Source organism: Streptomyces sp. NPDC006487 (assembly GCF_042870555.1).
Classification (GTDB): Bacteria; Actinomycetota; Actinomycetes; order Streptomycetales; family Streptomycetaceae; genus Streptomyces.
On record NZ_JBIAHN010000003.1, the window covers coordinates 294,087 to 317,058 of the forward strand.

The window sequence follows — 22,972 nt, forward strand, 5'->3', positions numbered from 1 at the left end:
CACTGGGGAGGTCTTGTGGAGGTCTCCCTTCCGTGATCACCGGCGGGTGGGCGTGGGATAGCGTCGCCGCGCCGTACGGAGAGGAGCGGGCCTTGCACGAGATCACCGTCCCGCCGGTCGTCACGGGCTCGCCCGTCGGCGGCCTGGCCGACGCCGTCTTCCTGCACGCGCGCGAGGACCCCGGCCGGGTCGTGCTCGGCCGCAAGTCGGGTGGGGTCTGGGGGGACGTGACCTCGGGCGAGCTGGCCTCCGAGGTGCTCGGGCTCGCCAAGGGGCTGCTGGCGCAGGGCATCCGCTTCGGGGACCGGGTCGCGATCATGTCCCGTACCCGGTACGAGTGGACGCTCTTCGACTTCGCCCTGTGGGCGATCGGCGCCCAGCCGGTCCCGGTCTACCCCTCGTCCTCCGCCGAACAGGTGCACTGGATCCTCTACGACTCCGCGTGCACGGCCTGTGTGGTGGAGGACGAGGACCAGGCCATGACCGTCGGGTCGGTGATCGAGCGGCTGCCGGAGCTGCGCCGGCTGTGGCAGCTGGACGCGGGCGCCGTGGACGGGCTCGTCCAGGACGGACTCCAGGTCGCCGAGGACGTCGTGCACCGCCACCGGAGCGCCGTGACGCCCGACGCGACGGCCACCGTCATCTACACCTCGGGGACCACCGGACGCCCCAAGGGCTGCGTGCTGACCCACGGCTCCTTCATGTTCGAGGCCGACACGATGGTGACCCGATGGGAATCCGTCTTCCAGGCCGGGCCCGGCGAGCAGCCGTCCACCCTGCTGTTCCTGCCGCTCGCCCACGTCTTCGGGCGGATGGTGGAGGTGGCGGCCGTCCGCGCCCGGGTGAAGCTCGGGCACCAGCCGGTGCTGGCGGCGGCCGAACTGCTGCCGGACCTCGCCGCGTTCCGGCCGACGTTCGTGCTCGGGGTGCCGTACGTCTTCGAGAAGGTCTTCGCCGCCGCCCGCCGCAAGGCCGAGAGCGAGGGCCGGACGGGGCCCTTCGACCGGGCGGTGGAAACGGCCGTACGGTACGCGGAGGCCCGCGAGCAGAAGGCGTTCGGCGTGGGGCCCGGGCCCTCGGCGAAGCTGCGCATGGAGCACCAGCTCTTCGAGAAGCTGGTGTACGGGAGGGTCCGCGAGGCGCTGGGCGGCCGGGTGCGGTACGCCATGTCGGGCGGCTCCGCGATGTCGCGCCGGCTGGGGCTCTTCTTCGACGGCGCCGGGGTGACGGTCTTCGAGGGCTACGGGCTCACCGAGTCCTGCGCGGCGGCCACCGCGAACCCGCCGGGGGCCGTCAAGTACGGCACCGTCGGGCAGCCGATCCCCGGCGGTACGGTGCACATCGCCGAGGACGGGGAGATCTGGCTGTACGGCGCCCACGTCTTCTCCGGATACCTGAACGACCCGCACGCCACGGAGGCCGTCCTGCGGGACGGCTGGCTGGCGACGGGGGACCTGGGGCGTCTCGACGCGGACGGGTACCTCACGATCACGGGGCGCAAGAAGGAGATCCTGGTGACCTCCAACGGCAAGAGCGTGGCCCCGGCCGCCCTGGAGGAGCGGGTCCGCTCGCATCCGCTGGTCTCCCAGTGCGTCCTGGTGGGCAACGACCGGCCGTACATCGCGGCCCTGCTCACCCTGGACATGGAGGGGGTCGCGCACTGGCTGGCGATGCGCGGCCGCCCCCGGCTGACGGCGACGGAGCTGGTGCTCGACCCGGATCTGACGGCGGAGGTCCGCCGGTCGGTGGTGGCGGCCAACACGCTGGTCTCCCAGGCCGAGTCGATCCGCACGTTCCGCGTCCTGGCCGAGCAGTTCACCGAGGAACGGGGGCTGCTGACGCCCTCGCTGAAGCTGAAGCGGCGGGCGATAGAGAAGGTCTACGCCAAGGAGGTGGCGGCCCTCTACCAGTCCTGACGGGCGCACGGCGTGATCACACCGACGGTCCGAACCGTTACCTGACGGGTCGTCACTTTACTTGTCGTTGATATTGACGATGCGTCAGGTCGCGCACAGAATGCGGGGATTCCGACCGGAGGGGATCCACACATGTTGCGACCGATCCGCACCCTGGCCGCCGCGGCAGCGGCGCTCGCGCTCGTCTCCGCCTGCAACTCCGCCTCCAACGGCGCCTCCACCGACAAGCCGGGAGTAGCCGGCGGCAACTCCCGCGGGGTGAGCGCCGACTCGATCAAGGTCGGCGGCATCGTGTCGATGACCAGCGCCAGCGGCTACAGCAAGAAGGGCACCGACCTCGGGGCGAAGGCCCGCTACATGAGGGCCAACGCCGAGGGCGGGATCAACGGCCGCAAGATCGACTACATCGGCGCCGAGGACGACGGGCAGGACCCCGCCAAGAACCTGGCCGCGGCCCGCAAACTCGTCCAGCAGGACAAGGTCTTCGCCGTCTCCCCCATGAGCTCGGTCACCTTCACCGGCGCCGACTTCCTGGAGCAGGAGAAGGTGCCCACCTTCGGCTGGGGCACGCTGCCCTCCTTCTGCGGGCCCAAGTACATCTACGGGTTCAACGGCTGCCTCGTCCCCACCCCCGGCGGCACCATCAACCAGACCTGGCCCGAGGGCATCGGCCAGATCCTCGGCGGCGCCGCGGGCAAGTCGGTCGCGATCATCGCCAACGACAGCGACGCCGGAAAATTCGGTGTGCGCACCTTCCAGCAGGGCTTCGCCAGCGCCGGGTTCAAGGTCTCCTACGCCAAGGCCTCGGTGCCCGGCACCGCCGTGCCGAGCGACTGGTCGGCGTACGTCAAGGAGATCCTCGAGAGCAACGACGGCAAGGCCCCGGACGCGGTCGTCTCCGTCATGCAGACCCCCAACAACATCGGGCTGTTCACCTCGCTCAAGCGCAGCGGGTACAAGGGACTGCTCTCCGACCCGACCGACTACGACCCGGGTCTGCTCGCCAAGGACGCCACCAAGCAGGCCCTCGACGGCGTGCACGTCCTGCTCCAGTTCGAGCCGTTCGAGTCGACGAACCCGAAGATGGCTCAGTTCAAGGCCGACATCAAGGCCGCGTCGGGCGGGCTGGACGTGCCGCTCAACATGCACATGTTGACCGGGTACATGTCGGCCGACCTGTTCGTGTCCATCGCGCAGAAGGCGGGCAAGGGCCTGACCGTCGAGTCCTTCCAGGCCGCCGCGCAGGGCTTCTCCGACACCGACACCCTCGTCGGCAACCGCACGGAGCCCAAGGGCCAGAAGGACAGCTTCGGCTGCGGGGCGCTCGTACAGCTGAAGAACGGCGCGTACGAGGTCTCCGTACCGTTCAAGTGCTACGAGCCCATCCCCTTCAAGTAGGGGTGCGGGAAACGGAATGGGAGATCTGCTCGCCTTCGTACTGAGCGGTCTGGTGTCCGGCGCCCTGTACGCACTGCTGGCCACCGGGCTGGTGCTGTCGTACTCGGCGTCCGGGCTGTTCAACTTCGCGCACGGGGCCACCGCCTACCTGTGCGCGCTCACCTTCTACGAACTGCACTCCGGGGTCGGCTGGCCGGCCGTCCCGGCGGCACTGCTGGTGGTCCTCGTGCTGGCGCCCGGCCTCGGGTGGGCGCTGGACCGGCTGATGTTCCGCCGGCTCGCGCAGGTCGGCGAGACGGCGCAGATCGTGGCCACCATCGGACTCCTGGTGGCCCTGCCGGCGGCCGGGCTGTGGACGGTGGAGCTCCTGACCGACGCGGGAGCTCCGCTCAAGCCGGCGGAGAACCAGTTCGGGCTGCCGGGGGTGGGTCCGAGCCCCGCCACGTCCTGGCAGCTCACGGCCGACGTGGGCATCGACTCCGACCAGCTGATCACCTGGGTGGCCACGGCCCTGGTGGCGGTCGCCCTGTGGGTGCTGATGCGGCACACCCGGCTGGGGCTGCGGCTGCGGGCCGCCGTCGACAACCGCTCGCTCACCGAGCTGCGCGGGATCGACGCCGACCGGCTGTCCTCGGTGGCGTGGATGATCGCCTCGGGGCTGGCCGGGCTCGCGGGGGTGCTGGCGACGCCGCTGCTCGGACTGTCGGCGCACGACTTCACCCTGTTCCTGTTCGTATCGGCCACCGCGGCCGTCATCGGGCGCTTCGCCTCCGTCCCGCTCGCCTTCGCGGGCGGGCTGGGGCTCGGCGTCCTGCAGAACCTGGTCGTCGGCTACGCGTCCTTCGCCGACTCCGTCACCGGCTTCAGGACGGCCGTGCCCTTCCTGATCCTCTTCGGGGGCCTGCTGGTGCTCACCCGGCGGGCCCGGGCCGCCGGGACCGCCGCCGTGGACGTGGCCTCCCCGGACCATCTGGCCGGCGCACCGTGGGGGCGGCGCTGGGGGGTGTGGGCCGGGGGCGCGGTACTGCTCGGCACGGCCTTCTACACCGTGACCACCCCCTTCTGGAGCGGGCTCCTCGCCCAAGGGCTGGCGCTGGCCCTGGTGTTCATGTCCTTCACCGTGGTCACCGGGCTCGGCGCGATGGTCTCGCTGGCCCAGGGCACCTTCGTGACCGGGGCCGCGCTGGTGGCCGGACTGCTGATGAGCCGCGGGTGGCCGTTCTTCGCGGCGCTGGCCGTCGGCACGTGCGTGGCCGCCGTCCTGGGAGCGCTGGTCGCACTGCCCGCGCTACGGCTCGGCGGGCGCTCCCTGGCGCTGGCGACACTCGCCCTGGCCTTCCTGGCGGACCAGGTGCTCTTCCAGATGCGGTGGCTGCGCAACGGGGACTCCGGGTGGTCGATCCCGCGGCCCGTCATCGGGCCGGTGGACCTCTCCGACGACCGGGCGCTGGGGGTGGCGCTGGTCCTGATGGTCTCGGCGGTCGCCGCCGGGCTGAGCGCGCTGCGGGGCTCCCCCTCGGGCCGGGCGATGCTCGCCGTACGGTCGGCTCCCGCGGCCGCGATGGCCTCCGGGGTGTCCGTGCTGCGGACGAAGCTGCTGCTGTTCACGCTGTCGGCCGGGCTGGCCGGGTTCGGGGGCGTGATGTACGCCTCGTACAACACCCGCATCACCGCTACGGACTTCACGGCGATGACCGGGCTGGTGTGGCTGGCGGTGGTCGTCGCGGCGGGCGTGCGCAGGCCGCAGTACGCGGTGGTGGCGGGGCTGGTCTTCGCCGTCGCTCCGCGGGTGATGGCGGACTACGTCACGGAGTCGGCGCACCTGCCGGTGATCTTGTTCGGGCTGGCGGGGTTGGCCCTGGCCAACGATCCCGATGGGTATTGCGCGGCGGTGCCTGTGCGGCTCGCGCGGCGGCGGGCCGTTGTCTCGGCCGGAGCCGCAGCCGGGGCCGTTCCCGCTGCCCGGGTCGGCGGTGGAGCCGGGGTGGGCCCTGCGGGGCGTGCCCCCACCCCGCCCCTTCCCGAAACCGGGGCTGCGCACCGGACCCCGTCGGGGGCTCCGCCCCCGGACCCCCGCTCCTCAAACGCCGGAGGGGCTGATGTTCAGCCCCCGGACGGCCCCGCCCTGGAGCTGCGCGGCGTCACCGCCGGATACGACGGCGGGCTCGTCCTCCACGGTGTGGACCTCGTCGTCCGGAAGGGAGAGATCCTCGCCGTGCTCGGGCCCAACGGGGCCGGGAAGAGCACTGCCTGCCGGGTGGCGGCCGGAGCGCTGGCCGTCGCCGGCGGGACCGTCCACGTGGGCGGGCGGGACGCCACCCGCAACGGCGCCGTGGGCCGCTCCCGGGCGGGGGTGCTGCTCGCACCCGAGGGGCGGGGGATCTTTCCCTCGCTCAGCATCGAGGAGAACCTCTCCCTCTACCTGAGGGACGCGGAGGAACGGGACGCCGTCTACGACCGGTTCCCCCGGCTGCGCGAGCGGCGCACGCTCTCCGCCGGGTCGTTGTCCGGCGGGGAACAGCAAATGCTGGCCCTCGCACCGCTGTTGCAGCGGCCACCCGGAGTGCTGATCGCGGACGAGCCCTCCCTCGGGCTCGCCCCCCGCGTGGTCGACGAGGTGTACGGGCTGCTCATGGAGCTCCGCGCCGCCGGGACCGCGCTGCTGCTGGTGGAGGAGAAGGCGGCCGAGATCCTCGGGATCGCCGACACCGTCGCCTACCTCTCGCAGGGCCGGGTCTCCTGGTGCGGCCCGCGCTCCGAGGTGGAGGCGGACCGGCTGACCGAGGCCTACCTGGGGATGGCGACATGAGAGAAGACCCCTATGTACTGGAGGCCCGCGGCGTCAGCGTCCGGTTCGGCGGGGTCAGGGCGCTGACGGGCGTGGACCTCGGGATCCGGGCCGGAGAGGTGTGCGGGCTGATCGGGCCGAACGGGGCCGGGAAGACCACCCTGTTCGACGTGCTGTCCGGGATCCGGCGGCCCGACCGGGGGCGGATGCTGCTCGACGGGGTGGACGTCACCCGGCGCTCCCCGGTCTGGCGGGCCCGGCACGGAATGCGCCGGACCTTCCAGCGCCAGCAGTTGTTCGGGCAGCTCAGCGTGGCCGACAACGTCCTCGTCGCGCAGGAGTGGCGGGGCGGGGGCGGCGGTCTCGCCGCCGATCTGGTCGCCTCGCCCACCCGGCGCCGCCGGGAGCGGGAGCGGCGGGAGCGGGCCGCGCGGGTGCTGGCCGACTGCGGCATCGGCGCGCTCGGGGACTCGTACGCCGGCGGTCTGCCGGTGGGGCGGGCCCGGATGGTGGAGCTGGCCCGCGCGGTGGCCGATCCGCCCCGGGTGCTGCTCCTGGACGAGCCCGCGTCGGGCATGTCCGCGCCCGAACGCGAGCAGCTCGCGGCGGTCGTGCGCCGGCTCGCCGAGGAGGAGGGCTGCGCGGTGCTGCTGGTCGAGCACAACGTCGCCTTCGTGATGGACCTCTGCACCCGGGTGGTCGTCCTGGACCTGGGGACCGTCCTCGCCGAAGGCACGGCGGCCGAGGTGCGGGCCAACGCCCTGGTCCGGGAGGCGTACCTGGGGGCGTAGGGCGTGACGTGCCCATTTCCCGCCGTACGGATTCACCCCTACGGCGGGAATAGGCCACGCCGGGGTCCGGTTGTCGCCGGTCGTACGGGCATGCTCACCAGCGCCCGTACGGCAGTCAGCACCCGCACCAGCGACGACCAGAGGGAACGACCGACGTGAACCAGGTCCCCGGCATCAAGCTCAACAACGGCACGCTCATGCCCCAGCTCGGCTACGGCGTCTGGCAGGTTCCGGACGCCGAGGCGGAGCAGGCCGTCCGGACGGCGCTGGAGGCGGGCTACCGCAGCATCGACACGGCCGCCATCTACGGCAACGAGGAGGGCACCGGCAAGGCCATCGCCTCCGCCGGAGTGCCGCGCGAGGAGCTCTTCGTCACCACCAAACTGTGGAACGGGAAGTCCGAGACCTGGGGCCGGGACAACGTGCTGCGCGAGTTCGACGCCTCGCTCGCCAAGCTGGGCCTCGACGAGATCGACCTGTACCTGATCCACTGGCCGCGCCCGATGCGCGACGACTTCCTGGCCATCTGGAAGACCTTCGAGGAGATCGCGCGGAGCGGCCGCGCCAAGGCCGTCGGCGTGTCCAACTTCCGCCCCGCCGACCTGGAGCGGCTCGGCGCCGAGAGCGCCCTGGTCCCCGCCGTGAACCAGATCGAGCTGCATCCGCTGCTCCCCCAGACCGAGCTGCGCGCCCTGCACGCGCGCCTGGGCATCGCCACCGAGGCCTGGTCCCCGCTCGGCCAGGGCAAGGACCTGCTCACCCTCCCCGCCGTCACCGCGATCGCCGACAAGCACGGCCGCTCGGCCGCGCAGGTGGTGCTGCGCTGGCACCTCCAGCTGGGCAACGTCGTGATCCCGAAGTCCGTGACCCCGGCGCGGATCCGGGAGAACCTCGACGTCTTCGGCTTCGAGCTGGACGCCGGGGACATCGCCGCGCTGGACGCGCTCGGCGCGGGCTCGGCGGGGCGCCGGATCGGTCCCGACCCGGCCGAGTTCGACTACTGAGCCGCCGGTGACAGGGACGGCGCAGAGGAACGCGCAGACGAAGGCTCCCGACGGCGTGTACCTGATCCGCAATGCCGGGAGCGGGCTGCTGCTCCAGGTCGAGAGCGGCAACCGGGTCTGCGTCGGGCCGGACGGCGAGCCCGCCGCGGCCAGGCGGTGGGAGATCACCCCGGTGCACAGCGGCGGCGGGATCTTCCACCTGGTCAGCGTCCACAACGGCAAGCGGCTCGATGTCGCGAACGCGTCGACCGAGAGCGGCACCCGGGTCCAGGTGTGGAAGGCGAACGCCTTCGGGGCGCAGGAGTGGGTCGTGGAGGAGCACCTTGACGACCCCGGCGTGGTCTCGCTGATCGCGGCCATCAGCGGCCTGCCGCTGGAGGCGGACGCGGAGGGCCGGGCCCGGCAGTGCGAGGACACCGATTCCCCGGCGCAGTGGTGGCGCCTGGAGCCCGCCTGAGGCGGGGCGGGGCAGGCGGGCGGGCGGGCAGACAGGCAGGCGGGGGCAGTGGCGGGGGGGCAGTTGCCCCGTCGCCGCTGCCCCCGCCGCCGCCCGTCAGGCCCGTACGAAGCCGTGCAGCCGGTACGTCGGCTCCGCGCGCGGGGTGTCCGGCCCGGGCAGGAGTTCCAGCCGGTCCGCGAGCTCGCGCGGAGTGATCCCGCGCGGGTGGACCCGGGAGGCGTACCGCCCGGCGAGCAGCGCTTCGGCGGCCCCGCGCGGGGTGCGGCCCTGGCCGTGGCCGGTGAAGAGGGCTTCGCCGGCGGGGTACAGGCCCACGGCGGCCGCGTGGCCGGTGACGGCCTGGGCGGAGTCGGCGGGAGTGGCGGTGAGGTGCTCGGCGAGTACCGCGTCGATGTCGCTGCCCACGTCGTGGGCGGCGTCCTTGTCGACGGTGGTGACGAACACCCCGCCGGGCCGCAGCACCCGCCCGGCCTCGGCGATCACGGCGGCCACCAGGCCCGGTGAGCGCAGCAGGTGAAGCAGCCAGACCGCGCTGACCGCGTCGAGCGAACCCGAACGGAACGGGAGCCGGGTCCCGGAGGCGAGGACCACCGTGACCCCGCGGGAGCGCGCCATGGCGGCCATCCCGTACGAGGTGTCCGCGCCGAGGACGCGCAGCTCCGGGCGGGCGGCGGCGATGCGGGTGGTGACGATGCCCGTGCCGCAGCCGAGGTCGAGCAGGGTGGCGGTGTCCGGCGGGAGCAGGCCGAGGACCGCCGCGGCGGCGGCCTCGGCGCGCGGGGCGCCGCCGCGGGTGGCGTCGTAGGCCTCGGCTTCGGCGTCGTAGTCGAGGAGCGGTCTCGGCGTGGGCACGGGCATCGGCAGAGCTCTCGGCATCAGGCGGCGCCGTGGGAGGGGGCCAGGGATTCGACGCGCTCGGCGAGGGTGAAGTCGGCGTCGGTGACGCAATCGCCGGCGTCGTGCGTGTTCACGGAGAGGCGGACGGTGTTGTAGCCGAGGGTGAGGTCGGAGTGGTGGTTCAACTCCTCCTGCACGGAGGCGATGTGGCCGACCAGCGCGCTCGCCGCGAAGTGACTGCCCAGCCGGTAGGTGCGGATGATCCGGTCGTCCTCGAAGGCCCAGCCGGGGAGTTCCCTCAGCCGGTCCTCGATCTCCTTCTGCGAAAGCGGCTCTCTCGACATCCGCAGGCTCCTTCCCCGTACACGGTGTACTCGATGTACACGACTGCCCGATTGACCTGACGTGAAGTCAAGGTTCCCACAGCTCAGGCTCGGGGGAAGGTTTCGCGCCATAGTGCGTGCGGGTACTTCCGCGCCTTCCGTGACCATCGCGCCGCCCCTATGCTCCTGCGCCGGACGTGACTGTTACCGCCGGTAATACCACCGGGTGCCGACGACATCGAGGGAGCATCACCGTGACGCGCACAGGAAACTCCAGGCGCACGTTCATCGCGGGGGCCGCGGCCACCGCGGGCGGGTTATCGGCTGCCGGGAGCCTCGCGGCCCCGGCCGCGGCCGCCACCGGATCCGCCGCCACCGGATCCGCCGCGGCCGGGCAGGCGCGCCGGGTCGCCGTCCTCGGCGGCGGGGTCGCCGGCCTCACCGCCGCACACGAACTGGCCGAACGCGGCTACGCCGTCACCGTGTACGAACGGCGGGCGCTCGGCGGCAAGGCCCGCAGCATGGACGTCCCCGGCAGCGCCCGCGGCGGCCGCCGGCCGCTCCCCGCGGAGCACGGCTTCCGCTTCATCCCGGGGATCTACCACAACCTGCCGGACACGATGCGGCGCATCCCCTTCCCCGGCAACGCGAACGGCGTCTGGGACAACCTGGTCGCCCCGCGCGAGATGATGTTCGCCCGGGCGGCCGGCCGCGAGGACCTGCGCGCGCCCATCCCCTGGCCGGAGCACTCCCCCGCCGAGCTGACCCCCGACGAGCTGCGCCGGGCCCTCACCGGCATCCTCCAGTCGCTGGTCCGCCTCCCGCTCCACGAGACGGCGTACTTCGCCGACCGCGCCCTGGTCTTCCTCACCAGCTGCGACGAGCGGCGCGAAGGGCAGTGGGAGCGCACCCCGTGGTGGGAGTTCACCCGGGCCGCGCGGATGTCGAGCGAGTACCAGCGGATCCTCGCCATCGGCGTCACCCGCAACATCGTCGCCACCAAGGCCGAGGAGGCCTCGACCCGCACCGTCGGCACGCTCGGCGAGGCCTTCGTCTTCAACCTGCTGGGCCGCGGCGCCGACGGTCCGCCGGACCGGATCCTGAACCTGCCCACCAACGAGGCGTGGATCGATCCCTGGGAGGCCCATCTGCGCTCGCTGGGCGTGGAGTTCAAGATCGGGTGGACGGTACGCGAGGTCCGGTACGGGGACGGCCGCGTGAGCGGGGTCCTCATCGAGGACCCGGCCGGAGCCGTGCGGACCGTCACCGCCGACCACTACGTCAGCGCGCTGCCCGTCGAGCACGCCCGCCGCACCTGGAGCCCGGCACTGCGCGCGGCCGACCCGATGCTCGGGCGGTGCGACCTGCTGCGGACCGACTGGATGACCGGCATACAGTTCTACCTCACCGAGCGCGCACCCCTCGTACACGGCCACCTCAACTGCATCGACTCGCCCTGGTCGTTGACGGCGATCCAGCAGGCCGAACACTGGCCGGCGCGGAACTTTCCCGCCGACTACGGGGACGGCACGGCCGTGGACTGCCTGTCCGTGGACATCTCCGAGTGGGACAAGCCGGGGATCCTCTACGGGAAGACGGCCAAGGAGTGCACCCGCGAGGAGGTCGCCCGCGAGGTGTGGGCGCAGTTGAAGGCTTCGCTCAACGACACCGGTAAGACCCTGCTGTCGGACGGGAAGCTGCACTCGTGGTTCCTGGACCCGGGGGTGGACGGGATCGGCACCCCCCATCCGACCAACCAGGACGAGCTGCTGATCCACCCGGCCGGGACCTTCCACAACCGGCCGAGCGCGGGCACCCGGATCCCGAACTTCTTCCTCAGCGGGGACTACGTGTCCGTCGACATCGACCTGGCGACGATGGAAGGGGCCAACGCCTCGGCCCGGGCGGCCGTCAACTCCCTTCTGGACCGGGATGGTTCGACGGCGGCGCGGTGCACGGTGCGGGGGCTCTACCGGGCGCCCGAGGTGGAGTCCGCCAAGCGGAACGACCTGTGGCGCTACCGTCTCGGGCTGCGGAACGTCTTCGACGTGGGGTGAGCCGCGGGGCGACCGGGCCGCGATCCCCCGGCTGGGCTAACGTCACCGTATGACGACTGCTGCGCCCTTGACGGTAGGCGCCCTGCTGCGCACCTGGCGGGAGCGGCGCGGGCTCAGTCAGCTGGAGCTGGCGGGCCGCGCCGACTCCTCCTCCCGGCACATCAGCTTCGTGGAGACGGGCCGGTCCCGGCCGAGCGAGGAGATGGTGCTGCGGCTCGCGGACCACCTGGACGTCCCGGTGCGGGACCGCAACGCCCTTCTGGTGGCCGCGGGTTACGCGCCCCGGTACGCCCACACCCCGCTGGGCGACCCATCCATGGAGGTGCTGCGCGAGGGGCTGGAGCGGCTGCTGACCGGCTACGAGCCGTATCCGGCTCTGGTGGTGGACGCCACGTACGAGGTGGTGGCCGCCAACCGGGGCATCCTGATGCTGATGGAGGGTCTGCCGGAGCACCTGCTGGCCGGTCCCCTCAACGCGATGCGGCTGACGCTGCACCCGGAGGGCCTCGCCCCGCGGATCCGCAACCTGCGCGAGTGGCGCGGGCACCTGCTGGCCCAGATGGAGCGGCAGATCGCCCTGGCCCGCTCGGCTCCGCTGCGCGCGCTGTACGAGGAGGTGGCCGCCTATCCGCTGCCCGCGACGGCGGAGGGGGCCGACGGGGCGGACTGGCCGTACGGGGACGGGCCGGTCGAGGCCGTCGCGTACCTCGCGCTCCCCCTGCGGATCGAGCACGACGGGCACCTGCTCTCCTTCGTGTCCTCCATCTCCACCTTCAACACCCCCATGGACGTGACGGTCGCCGAGCTGGCCATCGAGACCCTCCTCCCGGCCGACCCGGCGACGGTGAAGTACCTGCGGTCACTGGCGCCCTGAGTCCGCGCGCAGCGCGAGCTGCTGGAAGAGGGCGAAGGAGCCGACGACGAGGGCCTGCGCCGTGATCCACACTGCCCCGGCGGTGGTGGGCTCGAACCAGAGGACGAGGGCGACGAGGCTGAGCGCGGCCCAGGCGTAGTTGCCTTCGATGACGATCCTGACGGGGAAGACCGGGGGCTGCCGGCGCGAGGCCAGCAGGCCGACGGCCGACCCGTAGAGCAGCATGAAGACCCCGAGTCCCAGCAGCACCCCCTGCCCGACGCCGAGCAGCCGGCCGAGGGGCCCGGAGAAGGCGACGTAGGCGAGCCCGTTGCCGGTGCTGACGACGGCGTCGAGGGCGAGGAACCGGCGCAGCGCGGTCCGGGGGACGGTGGTACGGGCTACGGCGGTGAACAGGGTTGCGGACATGGCGGATCAGCCTCCGTCGAGGGTCGAATGCGCTGATGGGGCAGGGCTGCCCGGGCCCCGGAGCCGAGTGCGCGGCCCCGGAACCCGATGGCTCCACTGTGCCGCCGAAGCCCCGGCCGGGTCGATTACCTGGCAGGTAATGGGCGTACGGACGCGCGGGCGTACTGACGCACGGGCGCCCGGGGGTTCCCGGCGGGGGCGCGGTCCCCACATTTTTTGAGCTGAGCGGAAAGAAAGGTGGGGGACGGCCCTTTTCCGCCACGGAACCGGGGGTTAGGCTTCACGCAGAGCAACCAGTTCGAGCCATCTCTCTACTGACGGAGAAATACCCGGTGCGAGCCACCGACCGACCCGGCCTCCACGAGGTCCGGGCCCGCGTCGCGGCACTGGCGGAGCGGTGCGGCCAGGACCCGGCGCACGTGCTCGCCGTGGAACGGCTCAGTCTGCTGTCCGGGGTCGACCCGGCTCGGGTGCCCCGGATCCTGGACGGCACCGCCGCCGAACTGCCGCTGTGCGAGCGGGTGCACCGGCGTTTCCTGCGGCTGCGCGCCACCCGCCGCGACAAGCACGGCCGGGAGTGGTCGCTCGCGGCCATAGCCGAGGACTTCGACGCCCCCGGCGCCTCCCTCGGCCCGCTCAATGCGGGCACCGGACTGCCCCGGCTCGGCCACGCGGCCGGGGTGCAGCGGTTCTTCGGGGTGTACGCCGGCTTCCTGCTCGCCGACAGCAAGAGCGCGGTGGAGCGCGCCCTGGCCACCACCGGGCCCGGATCCGGACCGGAGGGCCGGGCCGCGGAGGGTCGGGCGTCTGGCGCCGCGGAGGGCCGGACGGCTGGCGCCGCGGACGACCTCGAACGCCTCTCCTACCTCACCGGCATCACCCCGCAGGACATCCGGCTCACCCTCGACGGCAACCCGCCCCGGCTCCCGCTGAAGGAGCAGGTGCGCCGCCGCTTCGAGCACCTGCGCCGCACCCGCCCCCGGGAGGACGGACAGCCGCATTCCCTCTCCGCCATCGCCGGCTCCTTCGACGCCTCGGGCCAGTCGCTGACCCGCCTCGCCCAGGGCGAGGGGCTCCCGAACCTGGCGGCGGCCGCCGGGATCCAACGCTTCTACGGGGTGGAGAGCGGCTTCCTGCTGGCCGACGACACCGAAGCGCTGACCGGGGCACTCAGCGGGATCGAGCGCGAGCTGCGGTCCTCCGAACGGCAGGCCGAGAACCCCATGCTCGCCGTACTGCGGGCGCACGACGTACGCAGCATCGTCACCCGGGCCGGCCGGCTCTCGCCGGGCGGCTGGAAATCGCTGGCCGACTACCTGGACGACCTGCTCGCGCGGGAAGGGCAGTTGGGCCGCCCGCCGGCCCCCCGCCCGCCGGGCGGCGCCGATGACATCGACCGCAGTGCCGAAGGGGAAGCGCCATGAGGACCACGCGGGCCATGCGGAAGCTCGGCGACGATCTGCTGGCGGCGGCGCGCCTGACTCCGGGCACGGACGCCACCGGCATCATCGGGAGCCTGTGCGCCGCCTACGGGAGCGGCCGCGACCGGCCCGTGCTGTTCCGGTTCGCCGCCTTCCCGCCCGACACGGCCAGCGGGCTGTGGCTGGAGATGGAGGACCGCGACCTCCTCGTCATCGAGGAGCGCACCCGTCCCGAGCACCAGCTCGTCATCGCCTGCCACGAGCTGTGGCACCTGGACGAGGGAACCTGCGACCGGCACGGCCGGGGCATGGCGGTGGCGGCCCGGCTGACCGGCCGGGGCGGCCGCCTGACGGAGCTGCTGCACTCCGAGGACGGGCTGGGCGCCGTGGTGCGGCAGGCGGCCGCCCGGGCCGACCGCAGCGATCCCGCGGAGGTCCGGGCGGAGACCTTCGGCCTGTACCTCGGAAAGATCCTCAAGACCTTCTTGCCGCCGCCCCGGGAAGAGCAGGTGCCCGAGGCGATCGAGCGCATCAAGACCTCGTTCGGCTGTGGACGTTGAGCGGGCCCCGGCCCAAGCCCCCGGCGGCTGACCACCGCCTTCCCGCCGACGCACCCATTCCGCCGATGCGCACGCGCACGGCCCTGACAGAGAGCACCACACGATGACCCAGTCCTCCCCACCCCGCCGCGCCGTCGTCATCGGGGGCAGCATGGCCGGTCTCCTGGCGGCCGCCGTCCTCGCCGAGCACGCGACGGTCGTCATCATCGACGCCGACACCCTGCCCGAGCTCCCGGAGCCCCGGCGCGGACTGCCGCAGGCCCGCCACGTGCACGTCATGTGGTCGGGTGGCGCCCGGGCCGTCGAGGAGATCCTGCCGGGCATCATGGAGGACTGGACGGCAGCGGGGGCGATGCGCCGCAGCCTGCCCACCGACCTGGTCACCAAGACCGCCCGGGGCTGGATCCCGCGGTACGGGGAGAAGCAGTTCGGCGTCTCCTGCAGCCGCGACCTCCTCGACTCCGTGGTCCGCGCCCGGGTGATGGCCCTGGACGGGGTCACCACCCTCCAGCGCAGCCGGGTCCGCTCCCTGGAGGGGACCACGGCGCGGATCACCGGCGTCCGGGCCGACACCCCGGAGGGAGAGGGCCGGCTGATCACCGCCGACTTCGTGGTCGACGCGAGCGGCCGCGGCTCCCGGGCTCGCGCCTGGCTCCGGGCGCTCGGTGTGGACGGCATCCGGCAGGCGGAGGTCGACTCGGGCCTGGTCTGCGCGACCAGGATCTTCGAGGCCCCCGCCGGAGCCCACGAGCTGGGTTTCCCCATCGTCCACGTCCAGCCCGACCCCCGGGTCCCGGTCCCCGGCCGGACCGCGACGATCGTCCCCATCGAGAACGGCCGGTGGCAGGCCACCCTCTCCGGGACCCGGGGCGGCCGGCCCACCGGCGACCCCGACGAGTTCATCCCGTTCGCCAAGGGCGTCCGTGACCCGATCGTCGGCGAGCTCCTGGAGGGCAGGAAGCCGCTGACGGACGTCGCCGTCACCCAGGACACCGCCAATCGCCGGGTCTTCTTCGAGAAGGCCCGGCTCCCCGGCGGCTTCTTCGCCGTCGGCGACTCGGTCGCCGCCTTCAACCCGCTCTACGGCCAGGGCCTGACGGTCGCGGCCAAGGGCCTGCTGGCCGTCCGCGCCCTGCTGCGCGCCAAGAGCCTGGCCCACCCGGCCATCGGCATGGAGGCGCAGCGCGCCCTCGCCCCACAGGTGGCCGCCGCCTGGGAGTTCGCCACCTCGCAGGACATCCTGTACCCGGGCGCCACCGGTACGGAGCCGCGCGCCGGAGCCGGCCTGCTCAACTCCTACGTCTCCCGGCTGGCCACCGGGGCCACCACCCGGGAGGAGCTGACCGCCGCCTTCCTGGAGGTCGTCACCATGAGCGGCCCGCCCGCCCACCGGGTCAAGCCGTCGGGGATCTGGCAGGTCCTGCGCGCCTCCGACCGCGATGCGCTGGGGGCCCCGCCGCTGACCGCCGCCGAGCGGGCCGTCGCGGGACTCGACCAAGAGGCCGACCCCCTCGAAGCCCGCTAGGCGCCCGATGACGGACGGGCTCATCCTCTACGTTCCGGGGTTCGTGATCCTCCTGGCACTGGCCGTCAAGGCTCCGACCCTGCGCCGTGGCCGGGACCGGCCGCTGATGCGTGCCGTGTGCACGCTGCTCGTCGTCGGTTCCCTCGCCATGTTCCTGTCCGCGCCCCCGACGATCGCCGCGGTCAACCGCCTCACCGGCATCGTCAACTTCTCCGCCCCGCTGGTCTACGGCACGCTCACCGCGTTCTCCGCGTCGTGCATCGTGCTGGTCCTGCACTGGGGCGGCGGCCCGACACCGGGGGTCCGCCGGGCCACCCGGATCACGGTGGTCGCGTACGGCGCCGTCGTCGTGACGATCGTCTTCCTGTTCGCGATGGGGGACGCGCCGGTCGAGCGGCTGCGCGACCTGGACACGTACTACGCCGACACCCCGTGGATCCGCGAGATGATCGCCCTCTACCTGGCCGCGCACGCCGTCGGCAGCACGGCGCTGACCCTGCTGTGCTGGAAGTGGCTGCGGCGCGTGGACCCGGCGCTGCGGGCGCTGCGCACCGGGCTGGCGCTGCTCATGTCCGGCATGGTGCTGGACGTGGGGTATCTCGTCGCGAAGTGGGCGGCCGTCGGCGCCCGCTGGTCCGGCCGGGACTGGGACGGCCTGTCCACCGATCTGGCTCCGCCGCTCGCCTCCGTGGCTGCGTTGCTGGTCGGCACCGGGTTCATCGTGCCCCTGGTCGGCGGATCGGCGGCCTGGCAGGAGCTCAGCCAGTACCGCAGGCTGCGTCCGCTGTGGAAGGCCCTGCACGGGTTCGCCGCGTCCAGTGTGATGACGGTGCCGCTGACCTGGTGGTCCCCCGTCGGGATCCGGCTGATCCACCGCGAATCGGTGATCGACGACGGGCTGCTGGCGCTCGCCTCCTGGTTCGACCCCGCCGTCCGGAGCGAGGCTTACGAGGCCGCGCTGGCCCAGGGCCGGTGCGCGCGGGGCGCCGCCCTGGTGGCGGACGCGGCCGTACTCGCGGCCGCCTGCCGGCGCCGTGCCGCATCCGGCCGGGTGGAACCCGGGCCCGGATCCGGTCCCGCCGAGCCCTGCCACCTCGGCGGCCGGCCGCTGACGGAGCTGGCCCGGGAGTTCCACACCTCGCCCATCGTGGCGGAGGCCCGCCGCCGGGCCGCGGCCCCGGCCTGAGACCGGGCCGGCCCGGTCCCGGACGAGACCGGAAGAGACCGGAGGAGAAGCGGGGAGGGGTGCTCAGGCCGCCACCGCCACCGTTTCCCGAGCGGCGGCCGCCTCGCCCGTCAGCACCTTGAGCCGCTTGGTGAAGAAGACCATCACCGCGCCCGCCGCGATCACCATGGCGCCCTGCCACAGGAAGTTCCAGCTCTGGCCGATGACCGCGTCGAGCCGGGGCAGCTGCGCGCCGATCGCGTCTCCGGTGGCGGCGGCGAGGAACCACACGCCCATCATCTGGTTGGTGAAGGCCCGCGGGGCGAGCTTCGTGGTGACCGAGAGGCCCACCGGGCTCAGGCACATCTCGCCCATCACCTGGATCACGTACACGCCCACCAGCCACATCAGCGAGACCTTGACCCCGCTGGAGGCGATGGCCGCGGCGCCCGACATGACCACGAAGGAGGCGCCGGTCAGCAGCAGGGCCAGGCCGAACTTGAACGGGGTGCTCATGTGCTTGCCCCGGCGCACCCAGAAGGCGGCGAAGACGGGGGCCAGGATGATCACGAACAGCGAGGGCAGCGACTGGGTCCAGCTCGCCGGGATGTGCCAGCCGAGCAGGGACAGGTCCGTCTTCTGGGCGGCGAACAGGTTCAGCTCGTTGCCCATCTGGTCGTAGACCAGCCAGAACAGCGTGGCGGCCAGGAAGAGCCAGACGTAGGCCCGCAGCCGGGTCTTCTCGACCCGGTCGATCTTGGGGCTGCGGTACATCGAGAGCAGCACGCCCGCCGGAACCACTACGGCGACGATCGTCAGCACGAAGGTGATGTTGTCGATGCTCAGCGCGTGCGAGGCGGCCAGCAGGGTGATCAGTACGGCGGTGAAGACCAGGCCGTACGAGGAGGACTTGCGCACCTTGGCCCGCTCGGCGGGGGTGAGCCGGACCACGGGCTCCGCCCGCAGCTGCTCCGAGAGGCGGCGTCCGCCGAGGACGTACTGGACCAGGCCGAGGGCCATGCCGACGGCGGCGGCGCCGAAGCCGAGGTGCCAGTTGACCTCCTCGCCGAGGTAGCCGACGACGAGCGGGGCGATCACGGCGCCCAGGTTGATGCCCATGTAGAAGATCGAGTAGCCGGCGTCGCGCCGCTGGTCGTCGTCGGCGGCGTACAGCCGGCCGACCAGCGCGGAGATGTTCGGCTTGAGCAGGCCGGTGCCGATGACGATGAGGACCAGACCGGGCCAGACGAAGACCGGGTTCGGGACGGCCATCAGGACGTGACCGGCCATGATGACCACGCCGCCCCACAGGACCGCCCGCCGGGCGCCGAGGAAGCGGTCGGCGATCCAGCCGCCGGGCAGCGCCAGCAGCGAGATCATGGCCATGTAGACGCCCTCCACCGCCTCCGCGGTGCCCTCGTGGAGTCCCATGCCCCCGTGGCCGCGGGAGGCGGCGAGGAAGTGCACGAGGATGGCGACCATGCCGTAGAGGCTGAAACGCTCCCACAGCTCGGCGAGGACGAGGGTGGCGAGCCCGCGCGGGTGGCGCTTCCCGCCCACCGCCGCCGCGTCCGGTGCTGCGTCCGACGCCGGGGGCTTCTGCATATCCATCGAAGGCTTCACATATTCATTGGAGCCCTGTCGCGCCGGACCGGGATCGGTCTTTCGGCCTGTTACCGGAGGAAACGGAACGCCCCGGACCGAAGGGCCCGGGGCGTTCGTCCGCGTCGGGGGGTGCGGACCGGGTCAGAGGTCCGCGAGGGCCAGGCCGGCCTGCGCGGCGGCGGCCTGGACGGTCTGCTCCAGCAGTACGGCGATGGTCATCGGGCCCACGCCGCCCGGTACCGGGGTGATCAGCGAGGCGCGTGCGGCGGCGGACTCGAAGTGGACGTCGCCGACGTTCCCCTCGTTGTAGCCGGCGTCCAGGACCACGGCGCCCGGCTTGATGTCCTCGCCGCGGATGAACTCGGCCTTGCCGACGGCGGCGACCAGCACGTCCGCCTGCCGGACGATGGACGACAGGTCCACGGTGCGCGAGTGGCAGTAGGTGACGGTGGCGTTCTGCTCCAGCAGCAGCATCCCGGCGGGCTTGCCCAGGATCGCGCTGCGGCCGACGACCACGGCGTGCTTGCCGGTCAGGTCCACGTCGTAGGCCTCCAGCAGGCGCATGATGCCGCCGGGGGTGCAGGAGACGAAGCCCGGCAGTCCGAAGCCCATGGCGGCGAAGGAGTGCATGGTGACCCCGTCGACGTCCTTGCCCGGGGCGATGGCCTCGAAGGCGGCGCGCTCGTCGATGTGGTGCGGGACGGGGTGCTGGAGCAGGATGCCGCTGATCTCCGGGTCCTCCGAGAGCGCGGTCAGGGTGGCGACGAGCTCCTCGGTGGTCGTCCCGGCCGGCAGCTCCACGTGGCGCGAGGTGATCCCGGCCTTGGCGCAACGGTTCTGCTTCATGCGGACGTAGGTGACCGACGCGGGGTCCTCGCCCACGAGCACGGTGGCCAGACAGGGCGCGGTTCCGGTGCGCTCGGTGATCTTCGCGGCGTACTCGGCGGTCCGCTCCGAAATGCGGCGGGCGAGGGCGGTGCCGTCCATCAGCCGGGCGGTCCCGGCGGCGGGAACGTCCGGGGTGGCGGAAACGGTCTGGGCGGTCGTCTGAGTGGTCATCGGGGCTCCTGAGCGTCGCTGCGGGATCGCGGTTCGCCCAGGCGCGCGGCAGTCGGCGTACGGGATGCGGGTGTACGCCGGGCCGCTCCCCGGTGGTGATCCACCCGAACGCCAGTCACGGCCCGCCGCCCAGTGTAGGCGACCTCCCGGGATGTCCGGCGTGGCCCCCGGCCCGGCAATCCGGTGGATGACCGGCGCCGGACCTGGGACGATCGAGACATGACGCGCACTTTCGACCATCTCGTCGCGGAAGCGGAATCCGTTTCCGTGGACGGCTGGGACTTCTCCTGGCTCGACGGCCGCGCCACCGAGCAGCGCCCCTCCTGGGGGTATCAGGGAATCCTGGCGCGGCGCCTGGCGCAGGTCGGCTCCGCCCTGGACATCCAGACCGGCGGCGGAGAGGTGCTCGCCGGAGCCGGGCCCCTGCCCCGGCTGACGGTGGCCACCGAATCGTGGCCGCCCAACGTCGACAAGGCGACAAGGCTGCTGCACCCGCTCGGCGCGGTCGTGGTCGCCGACTCCGACGAACCGCCGCTGCCGTTCGGCGACGGAGCCTTCGAGTTCGTCGCCAGCAGGCATCCGGTCACGATCTGGTGGGAGGAGATCGCGCGGGTGCTGAAGCCCGGTGGCACGTACCTCTCCCAGCAGGTCGGCCCGGCGAGCGTTTTCGAGCTCGTGGAGTACTTCCTGGGAGCGCAGCCGGAGGAGGTCCGGCGGGCCCGGCACCCCGACGACGCGGTCGCCGAGGCCACGAAGGCGGGACTGGAGGTGGTCGATCTGCGCTCCGAGCGGCTGCGGACGGAGTTCCACGACATCGGAGCCGTGATCTACTTTCTACGGAAGGTGATCTGGATGGTGCCGGGCTTCACGGTCGGGCAGCATCGGGCCCGGTTGCGCGAGCTGCACGAACAGATCGAGCGCGAAGGCCCGTTCGTCGCACACACCGCCCGTTTTCTCATCGAGGCCCGCAAAACGGGCTGACAAAACGGGCGGACGCGACCACCCGCGACCGGCTCCCCGGTCGCAGCGTGGCGCAGGTCACTCAATTCAGCGCGTAACGAATCTACTCGGGCATGCGATGAACCGACAGGTGTCCTCGTGCGGCCCGGAATACAGACCCCCCTCGGGTCTGTTTCCCGAGTTCGCGCGATGATGTCCCGCCACCCCTTATCTGTTCGCAACGAGAGGCTCCTTGTGTCGCTCAGCCCGTCCCGTACGTTCCCCACGGAGATCGCCGAATCCGAGGCCCTGGTCGCGCTTGTCGAGCGTGGCCGCGAGCAGGGTCACATCAACGGTGATGACGTGCGCCAGGCCTTCGAGGCCGGCCGCATCCCGGTGGACCAGTGGAAGCGGGTCCTGCGCAGCCTGAACCAGGTCCTGGACGAAGAGGGCGTCGCGCTGCACGTCAGCGCCGCCCCCGCCACGAAGGCTCCCGCCAAGAAGGCGCGCAAGGCGGCCGCCGCTCCGGCGCGCACCGTCGCCAAGAAGGCCGCCGCCCCGCCGCGCCTCATCGGTGCGCGCAAAACGGCTGCCACCACCCCCGCCGCGGCGATATCCGACCCGTCGGCCTCCGGGACCGAGGAGGAGGTGGCGGCCGAGGCCGCCGCCGCGCCCAAGAAGCGGACGGTCAAGAAGACCGCCGTCAAGAAGACCGCCGTGAAGAAGACGGCCGCCACGAAGAAGACCGCCAAGGACGGCGACGAGGGCGACGCCCCCGTGGCCGAGGGCGAGGACTGGGCAGCCGAGGACCTGGACGAGGGCGACGAGAAGGAGACGCCCAAGACGGGCGGCAGCGCCGGCTTCGTCCTGTCCGACGACGACGAGGACGACGCCCCGGCCCAGACCGTCATGGTCGCCGGCGCCACCGCCGACCCCGTCAAGGACTACCTCAAGCTCATCGGCAAGGTGCCGCTCCTCAACGCCGAGCAGGAGGTGGAGCTCGCCAAGCGCATCGAGGCCGGTCTCTTCTCCGAGTACAAGCTCGAAGAGGAGGAGGACCACAAGCCCGCGTTCAAGCGCGAGCTGGAGATCCTCGTCGAGGACGGCCGCCGGGCCAAGAACCACCTGCTGGAGGCCAACCTCCGCCTCGTGGTCTCCCTCGCCAAGCGCTACACCGGCCGCGGCATGCTCTTCCTGGACCTGATCCAGGAGGGCAACGTCGGTCTGATCCGCGCGGTGGAGAAGTTCGACTACACCAAGGGCTTCAAGTTCTCCACGTATGCCACCTGGTGGATCCGGCAGGCGATCACGCGTGCCATGGCCGACCAGTCGCGCACCATCCGCATCCCCGTCCACATGGTCGAGATCATCAACAAGCTGGCCCGCGTCCAGCGCCAGATGCTCCAGGACCTCGGCCGGGAGCCCACTCCGGAGGAGCTGGGCAAGGAACTCGACATGACCCCCGAGAAGGTCATCGAGGTCCAGAAGTACGGCCGCGAGCCGATCTCCCTGCACACCCCGCTGGGTGAGGAGGGCGACAGCGAGTTCGGTGACCTCATCGAGGACTCCGAGGCGGTCGTGCCGGCCGACGCGGTCTCCTTCACCTTCCTCCAGGAGCAGCTCCAGTCCATCCTGGGCACGCTCTCGGAGCGCGAGGCGGGCGTGGTCTCCATGCGCTACGGCCTCAACGACGGCCAGCCGAAGACCCTCGACGAGATCGGCCGCGTGTACGGGGTCACCCGTGAGCGCATCCGCCAGATCGAGTCGAAGACCATGTCGAAGCTCCGTCACCCGTCGCGCTCGCAGGTGCTGCGCGACTACCTCGACTAAAACCGGGGTGCA

General features: G+C 72.4%; 19 protein-coding genes and 1 riboswitch. Of the genes, 14 read left to right on the forward strand and 5 right to left on the reverse strand.

The genetic code is table 11. The features are described 5' to 3' along the window. The first annotated feature begins 92 nt into the window (after nt 1–92). The 6 genes from ACFYM0_RS06525 (at nt 93) to ACFYM0_RS06550 (ending at nt 8,354) form a co-directional block, all read left to right on the forward strand. A complete protein-coding gene (locus ACFYM0_RS06525) occupies nt 93–1,916 on the forward strand; it encodes an AMP-dependent synthetase/ligase (RefSeq protein WP_388497274.1) in 1,824 nt (607 codons plus the stop codon). A gap of 132 nt (nt 1,917–2,048) precedes the next feature. Beyond that, nucleotides 2,049–3,314, forward strand: coding sequence for an ABC transporter substrate-binding protein (locus ACFYM0_RS06530; protein WP_388497277.1), 1,266 nt, complete (start codon nt 2,049–2,051; stop codon nt 3,312–3,314). Between the two features lie 16 nt (nt 3,315–3,330). After that, nucleotides 3,331–6,123, forward strand: coding sequence for an ATP-binding cassette domain-containing protein (locus ACFYM0_RS06535; protein WP_388497279.1), 2,793 nt, complete (start codon nt 3,331–3,333; stop codon nt 6,121–6,123). Beyond that, nucleotides 6,120–6,893: an ABC transporter ATP-binding protein gene (locus ACFYM0_RS06540; protein WP_388497282.1), complete on the forward strand. Its 774-nt coding sequence runs from the start codon at nt 6,120–6,122 to the stop codon at nt 6,891–6,893. The genes ACFYM0_RS06535 and ACFYM0_RS06540 overlap by 4 nt, the downstream gene beginning before the upstream one ends. 155 nt (nt 6,894–7,048) lie before the next feature. Next, nucleotides 7,049–7,897, forward strand: a complete 849-nt coding sequence (locus ACFYM0_RS06545) for an aldo/keto reductase (protein WP_388497284.1) — start codon at nt 7,049–7,051, stop codon at nt 7,895–7,897. Between the two features lie 7 nt (nt 7,898–7,904). After that, entirely contained in the window at nt 7,905–8,354 is a 450-nt protein-coding gene (locus ACFYM0_RS06550) for an RICIN domain-containing protein (protein ID WP_388497287.1), read from the forward strand. A gap of 96 nt (nt 8,355–8,450) precedes the next feature. Here ACFYM0_RS06550 and ACFYM0_RS06555 read toward each other — a convergent pair whose 3' ends face one another. Both ACFYM0_RS06555 and ACFYM0_RS06560 read right to left on the reverse strand, forming a co-directional pair. Then, entirely contained in the window at nt 8,451–9,209 is a 759-nt protein-coding gene (locus ACFYM0_RS06555) for a class I SAM-dependent methyltransferase (protein WP_388497289.1), read from the reverse strand. A 23-nt stretch (nt 9,210–9,232) separates the two neighbouring features. Next, nucleotides 9,233–9,538, reverse strand: coding sequence for a 4a-hydroxytetrahydrobiopterin dehydratase (locus ACFYM0_RS06560; RefSeq protein WP_388497290.1), 306 nt, complete (start codon nt 9,536–9,538; stop codon nt 9,233–9,235). Between the two features lie 233 nt (nt 9,539–9,771). Here ACFYM0_RS06560 and ACFYM0_RS06565 point away from each other — a divergent pair, with 233 nt between their 5' ends. Together ACFYM0_RS06565 and ACFYM0_RS06570 are read left to right on the forward strand one after the other, a co-directional pair. Next, nucleotides 9,772–11,574 carry an FAD-dependent oxidoreductase gene (locus ACFYM0_RS06565; RefSeq protein ID WP_388497293.1) on the forward strand — a complete coding sequence of 601 codons (1,803 nt, stop codon included), beginning with the start codon at nt 9,772–9,774 and terminating at the stop codon, nt 11,572–11,574. Between the two features lie 49 nt (nt 11,575–11,623). After that, nucleotides 11,624–12,448, forward strand: a complete 825-nt coding sequence (locus ACFYM0_RS06570) for a helix-turn-helix domain-containing protein (protein WP_388497294.1) — start codon at nt 11,624–11,626, stop codon at nt 12,446–12,448. Here ACFYM0_RS06570 and ACFYM0_RS06575 read toward each other — a convergent pair. After that, nucleotides 12,434–12,856 (reverse strand): hypothetical protein, encoded by a 423-nt coding sequence (locus ACFYM0_RS06575; protein WP_388497297.1) that lies wholly within the window; start codon nt 12,854–12,856, stop codon nt 12,434–12,436. The two genes, ACFYM0_RS06570 and ACFYM0_RS06575, sit on opposite strands and share 15 nt — an antisense overlap. Nucleotides 12,857–13,188: 332 nt before the next feature. Between ACFYM0_RS06575 and ACFYM0_RS06580 the strand changes: the two genes are divergently transcribed. The 4 genes from ACFYM0_RS06580 (at nt 13,189) to ACFYM0_RS06595 (ending at nt 17,548) form a co-directional block, all read left to right on the forward strand. Then, nucleotides 13,189–14,280, forward strand: coding sequence for a hypothetical protein (locus tag ACFYM0_RS06580; RefSeq protein ID WP_388497298.1), 1,092 nt, complete (start codon nt 13,189–13,191; stop codon nt 14,278–14,280). Continuing rightward, the gene (locus ACFYM0_RS06585; protein ID WP_388497301.1) at nt 14,277–14,837 is read left to right on the forward strand and encodes a toxin-antitoxin system, toxin component; all 561 of its coding nucleotides are present in this window, start codon (nt 14,277–14,279) and stop codon (nt 14,835–14,837) included. The genes ACFYM0_RS06580 and ACFYM0_RS06585 overlap by 4 nt, the downstream gene beginning before the upstream one ends. A gap of 103 nt (nt 14,838–14,940) precedes the next feature. Then, entirely contained in the window at nt 14,941–16,362 is a 1,422-nt protein-coding gene (locus ACFYM0_RS06590; RefSeq protein WP_388497304.1) for an NAD(P)/FAD-dependent oxidoreductase, read from the forward strand. Between the two features lie 7 nt (nt 16,363–16,369). Continuing rightward, the gene (locus tag ACFYM0_RS06595; protein WP_388497306.1) at nt 16,370–17,548 is read left to right on the forward strand and encodes an MAB_1171c family putative transporter; all 1,179 of its coding nucleotides are present in this window, start codon (nt 16,370–16,372) and stop codon (nt 17,546–17,548) included. 63 nt (nt 17,549–17,611) lie between these two features. Here the strand turns inward: ACFYM0_RS06595 and ACFYM0_RS06600 are convergent, their stop codons facing one another. Next, the gene (locus ACFYM0_RS06600) at nt 17,612–19,138 is read right to left on the reverse strand and encodes a peptide MFS transporter (RefSeq protein ID WP_388497308.1); all 1,527 of its coding nucleotides are present in this window, start codon (nt 19,136–19,138) and stop codon (nt 17,612–17,614) included. A gap of 135 nt (nt 19,139–19,273) precedes the next feature. Beyond that, nucleotides 19,274–20,191: a bifunctional 5,10-methylenetetrahydrofolate dehydrogenase/5,10-methenyltetrahydrofolate cyclohydrolase gene (locus ACFYM0_RS06605; RefSeq protein WP_388497310.1), complete on the reverse strand. Its 918-nt coding sequence runs from the start codon at nt 20,189–20,191 to the stop codon at nt 19,274–19,276. Between the two features lie 28 nt (nt 20,192–20,219). Beyond that, nucleotides 20,220–20,320: riboswitch (ZMP/ZTP riboswitch) on the reverse strand. A 90-nt stretch (nt 20,321–20,410) separates the two neighbouring features. Here ACFYM0_RS06605 and ACFYM0_RS06610 point away from each other — a divergent pair. Together ACFYM0_RS06610 and ACFYM0_RS06615 are read left to right on the forward strand one after the other, a co-directional pair. Further along, nucleotides 20,411–21,172, forward strand: a complete 762-nt coding sequence (locus ACFYM0_RS06610; protein WP_388497312.1) for a methyltransferase domain-containing protein — start codon at nt 20,411–20,413, stop codon at nt 21,170–21,172. A gap of 213 nt (nt 21,173–21,385) precedes the next feature. After that, a complete protein-coding gene (locus ACFYM0_RS06615; RefSeq protein WP_388497314.1) occupies nt 21,386–22,960 on the forward strand; it encodes an RNA polymerase sigma factor in 1,575 nt (524 codons plus the stop codon). Nucleotides 22,961–22,972 lie beyond the last annotated feature (12 nt).

Coding starts and splice junctions, on each gene's coding strand:
- ACFYM0_RS06540 (WP_388497282.1), top strand. CDS start 6,120: ATGAGAGAAGACCCCTATGTACTGGAGGCCCGCGGCGTCAGCGTCCGG.
- ACFYM0_RS06595 (WP_388497306.1), top strand. CDS start 16,370: ATGACGGACGGGCTCATCCTCTACGTTCCGGGGTTCGTGATCCTCCTG.
- ACFYM0_RS06560 (WP_388497290.1), bottom strand. CDS start 9,538: ATGTCGAGAGAGCCGCTTTCGCAGAAGGAGATCGAGGACCGGCTGAGG.
- ACFYM0_RS06570 (WP_388497294.1), top strand. CDS start 11,624: ATGACGACTGCTGCGCCCTTGACGGTAGGCGCCCTGCTGCGCACCTGG.
- ACFYM0_RS06590 (WP_388497304.1), top strand. CDS start 14,941: ATGACCCAGTCCTCCCCACCCCGCCGCGCCGTCGTCATCGGGGGCAGC.
- ACFYM0_RS06575 (WP_388497297.1), bottom strand. CDS start 12,856: ATGTCCGCAACCCTGTTCACCGCCGTAGCCCGTACCACCGTCCCCCGG.
- ACFYM0_RS06585 (WP_388497301.1), top strand. CDS start 14,277: ATGAGGACCACGCGGGCCATGCGGAAGCTCGGCGACGATCTGCTGGCG.
- ACFYM0_RS06600 (WP_388497308.1), bottom strand. CDS start 19,138: ATGGATATGCAGAAGCCCCCGGCGTCGGACGCAGCACCGGACGCGGCG.
- ACFYM0_RS06605 (WP_388497310.1), bottom strand. CDS start 20,191: ATGACCACTCAGACGACCGCCCAGACCGTTTCCGCCACCCCGGACGTT.
- ACFYM0_RS06610 (WP_388497312.1), top strand. CDS start 20,411: ATGACGCGCACTTTCGACCATCTCGTCGCGGAAGCGGAATCCGTTTCC.
- ACFYM0_RS06535 (WP_388497279.1), top strand. CDS start 3,331: ATGGGAGATCTGCTCGCCTTCGTACTGAGCGGTCTGGTGTCCGGCGCC.
- ACFYM0_RS06530 (WP_388497277.1), top strand. CDS start 2,049: ATGTTGCGACCGATCCGCACCCTGGCCGCCGCGGCAGCGGCGCTCGCG.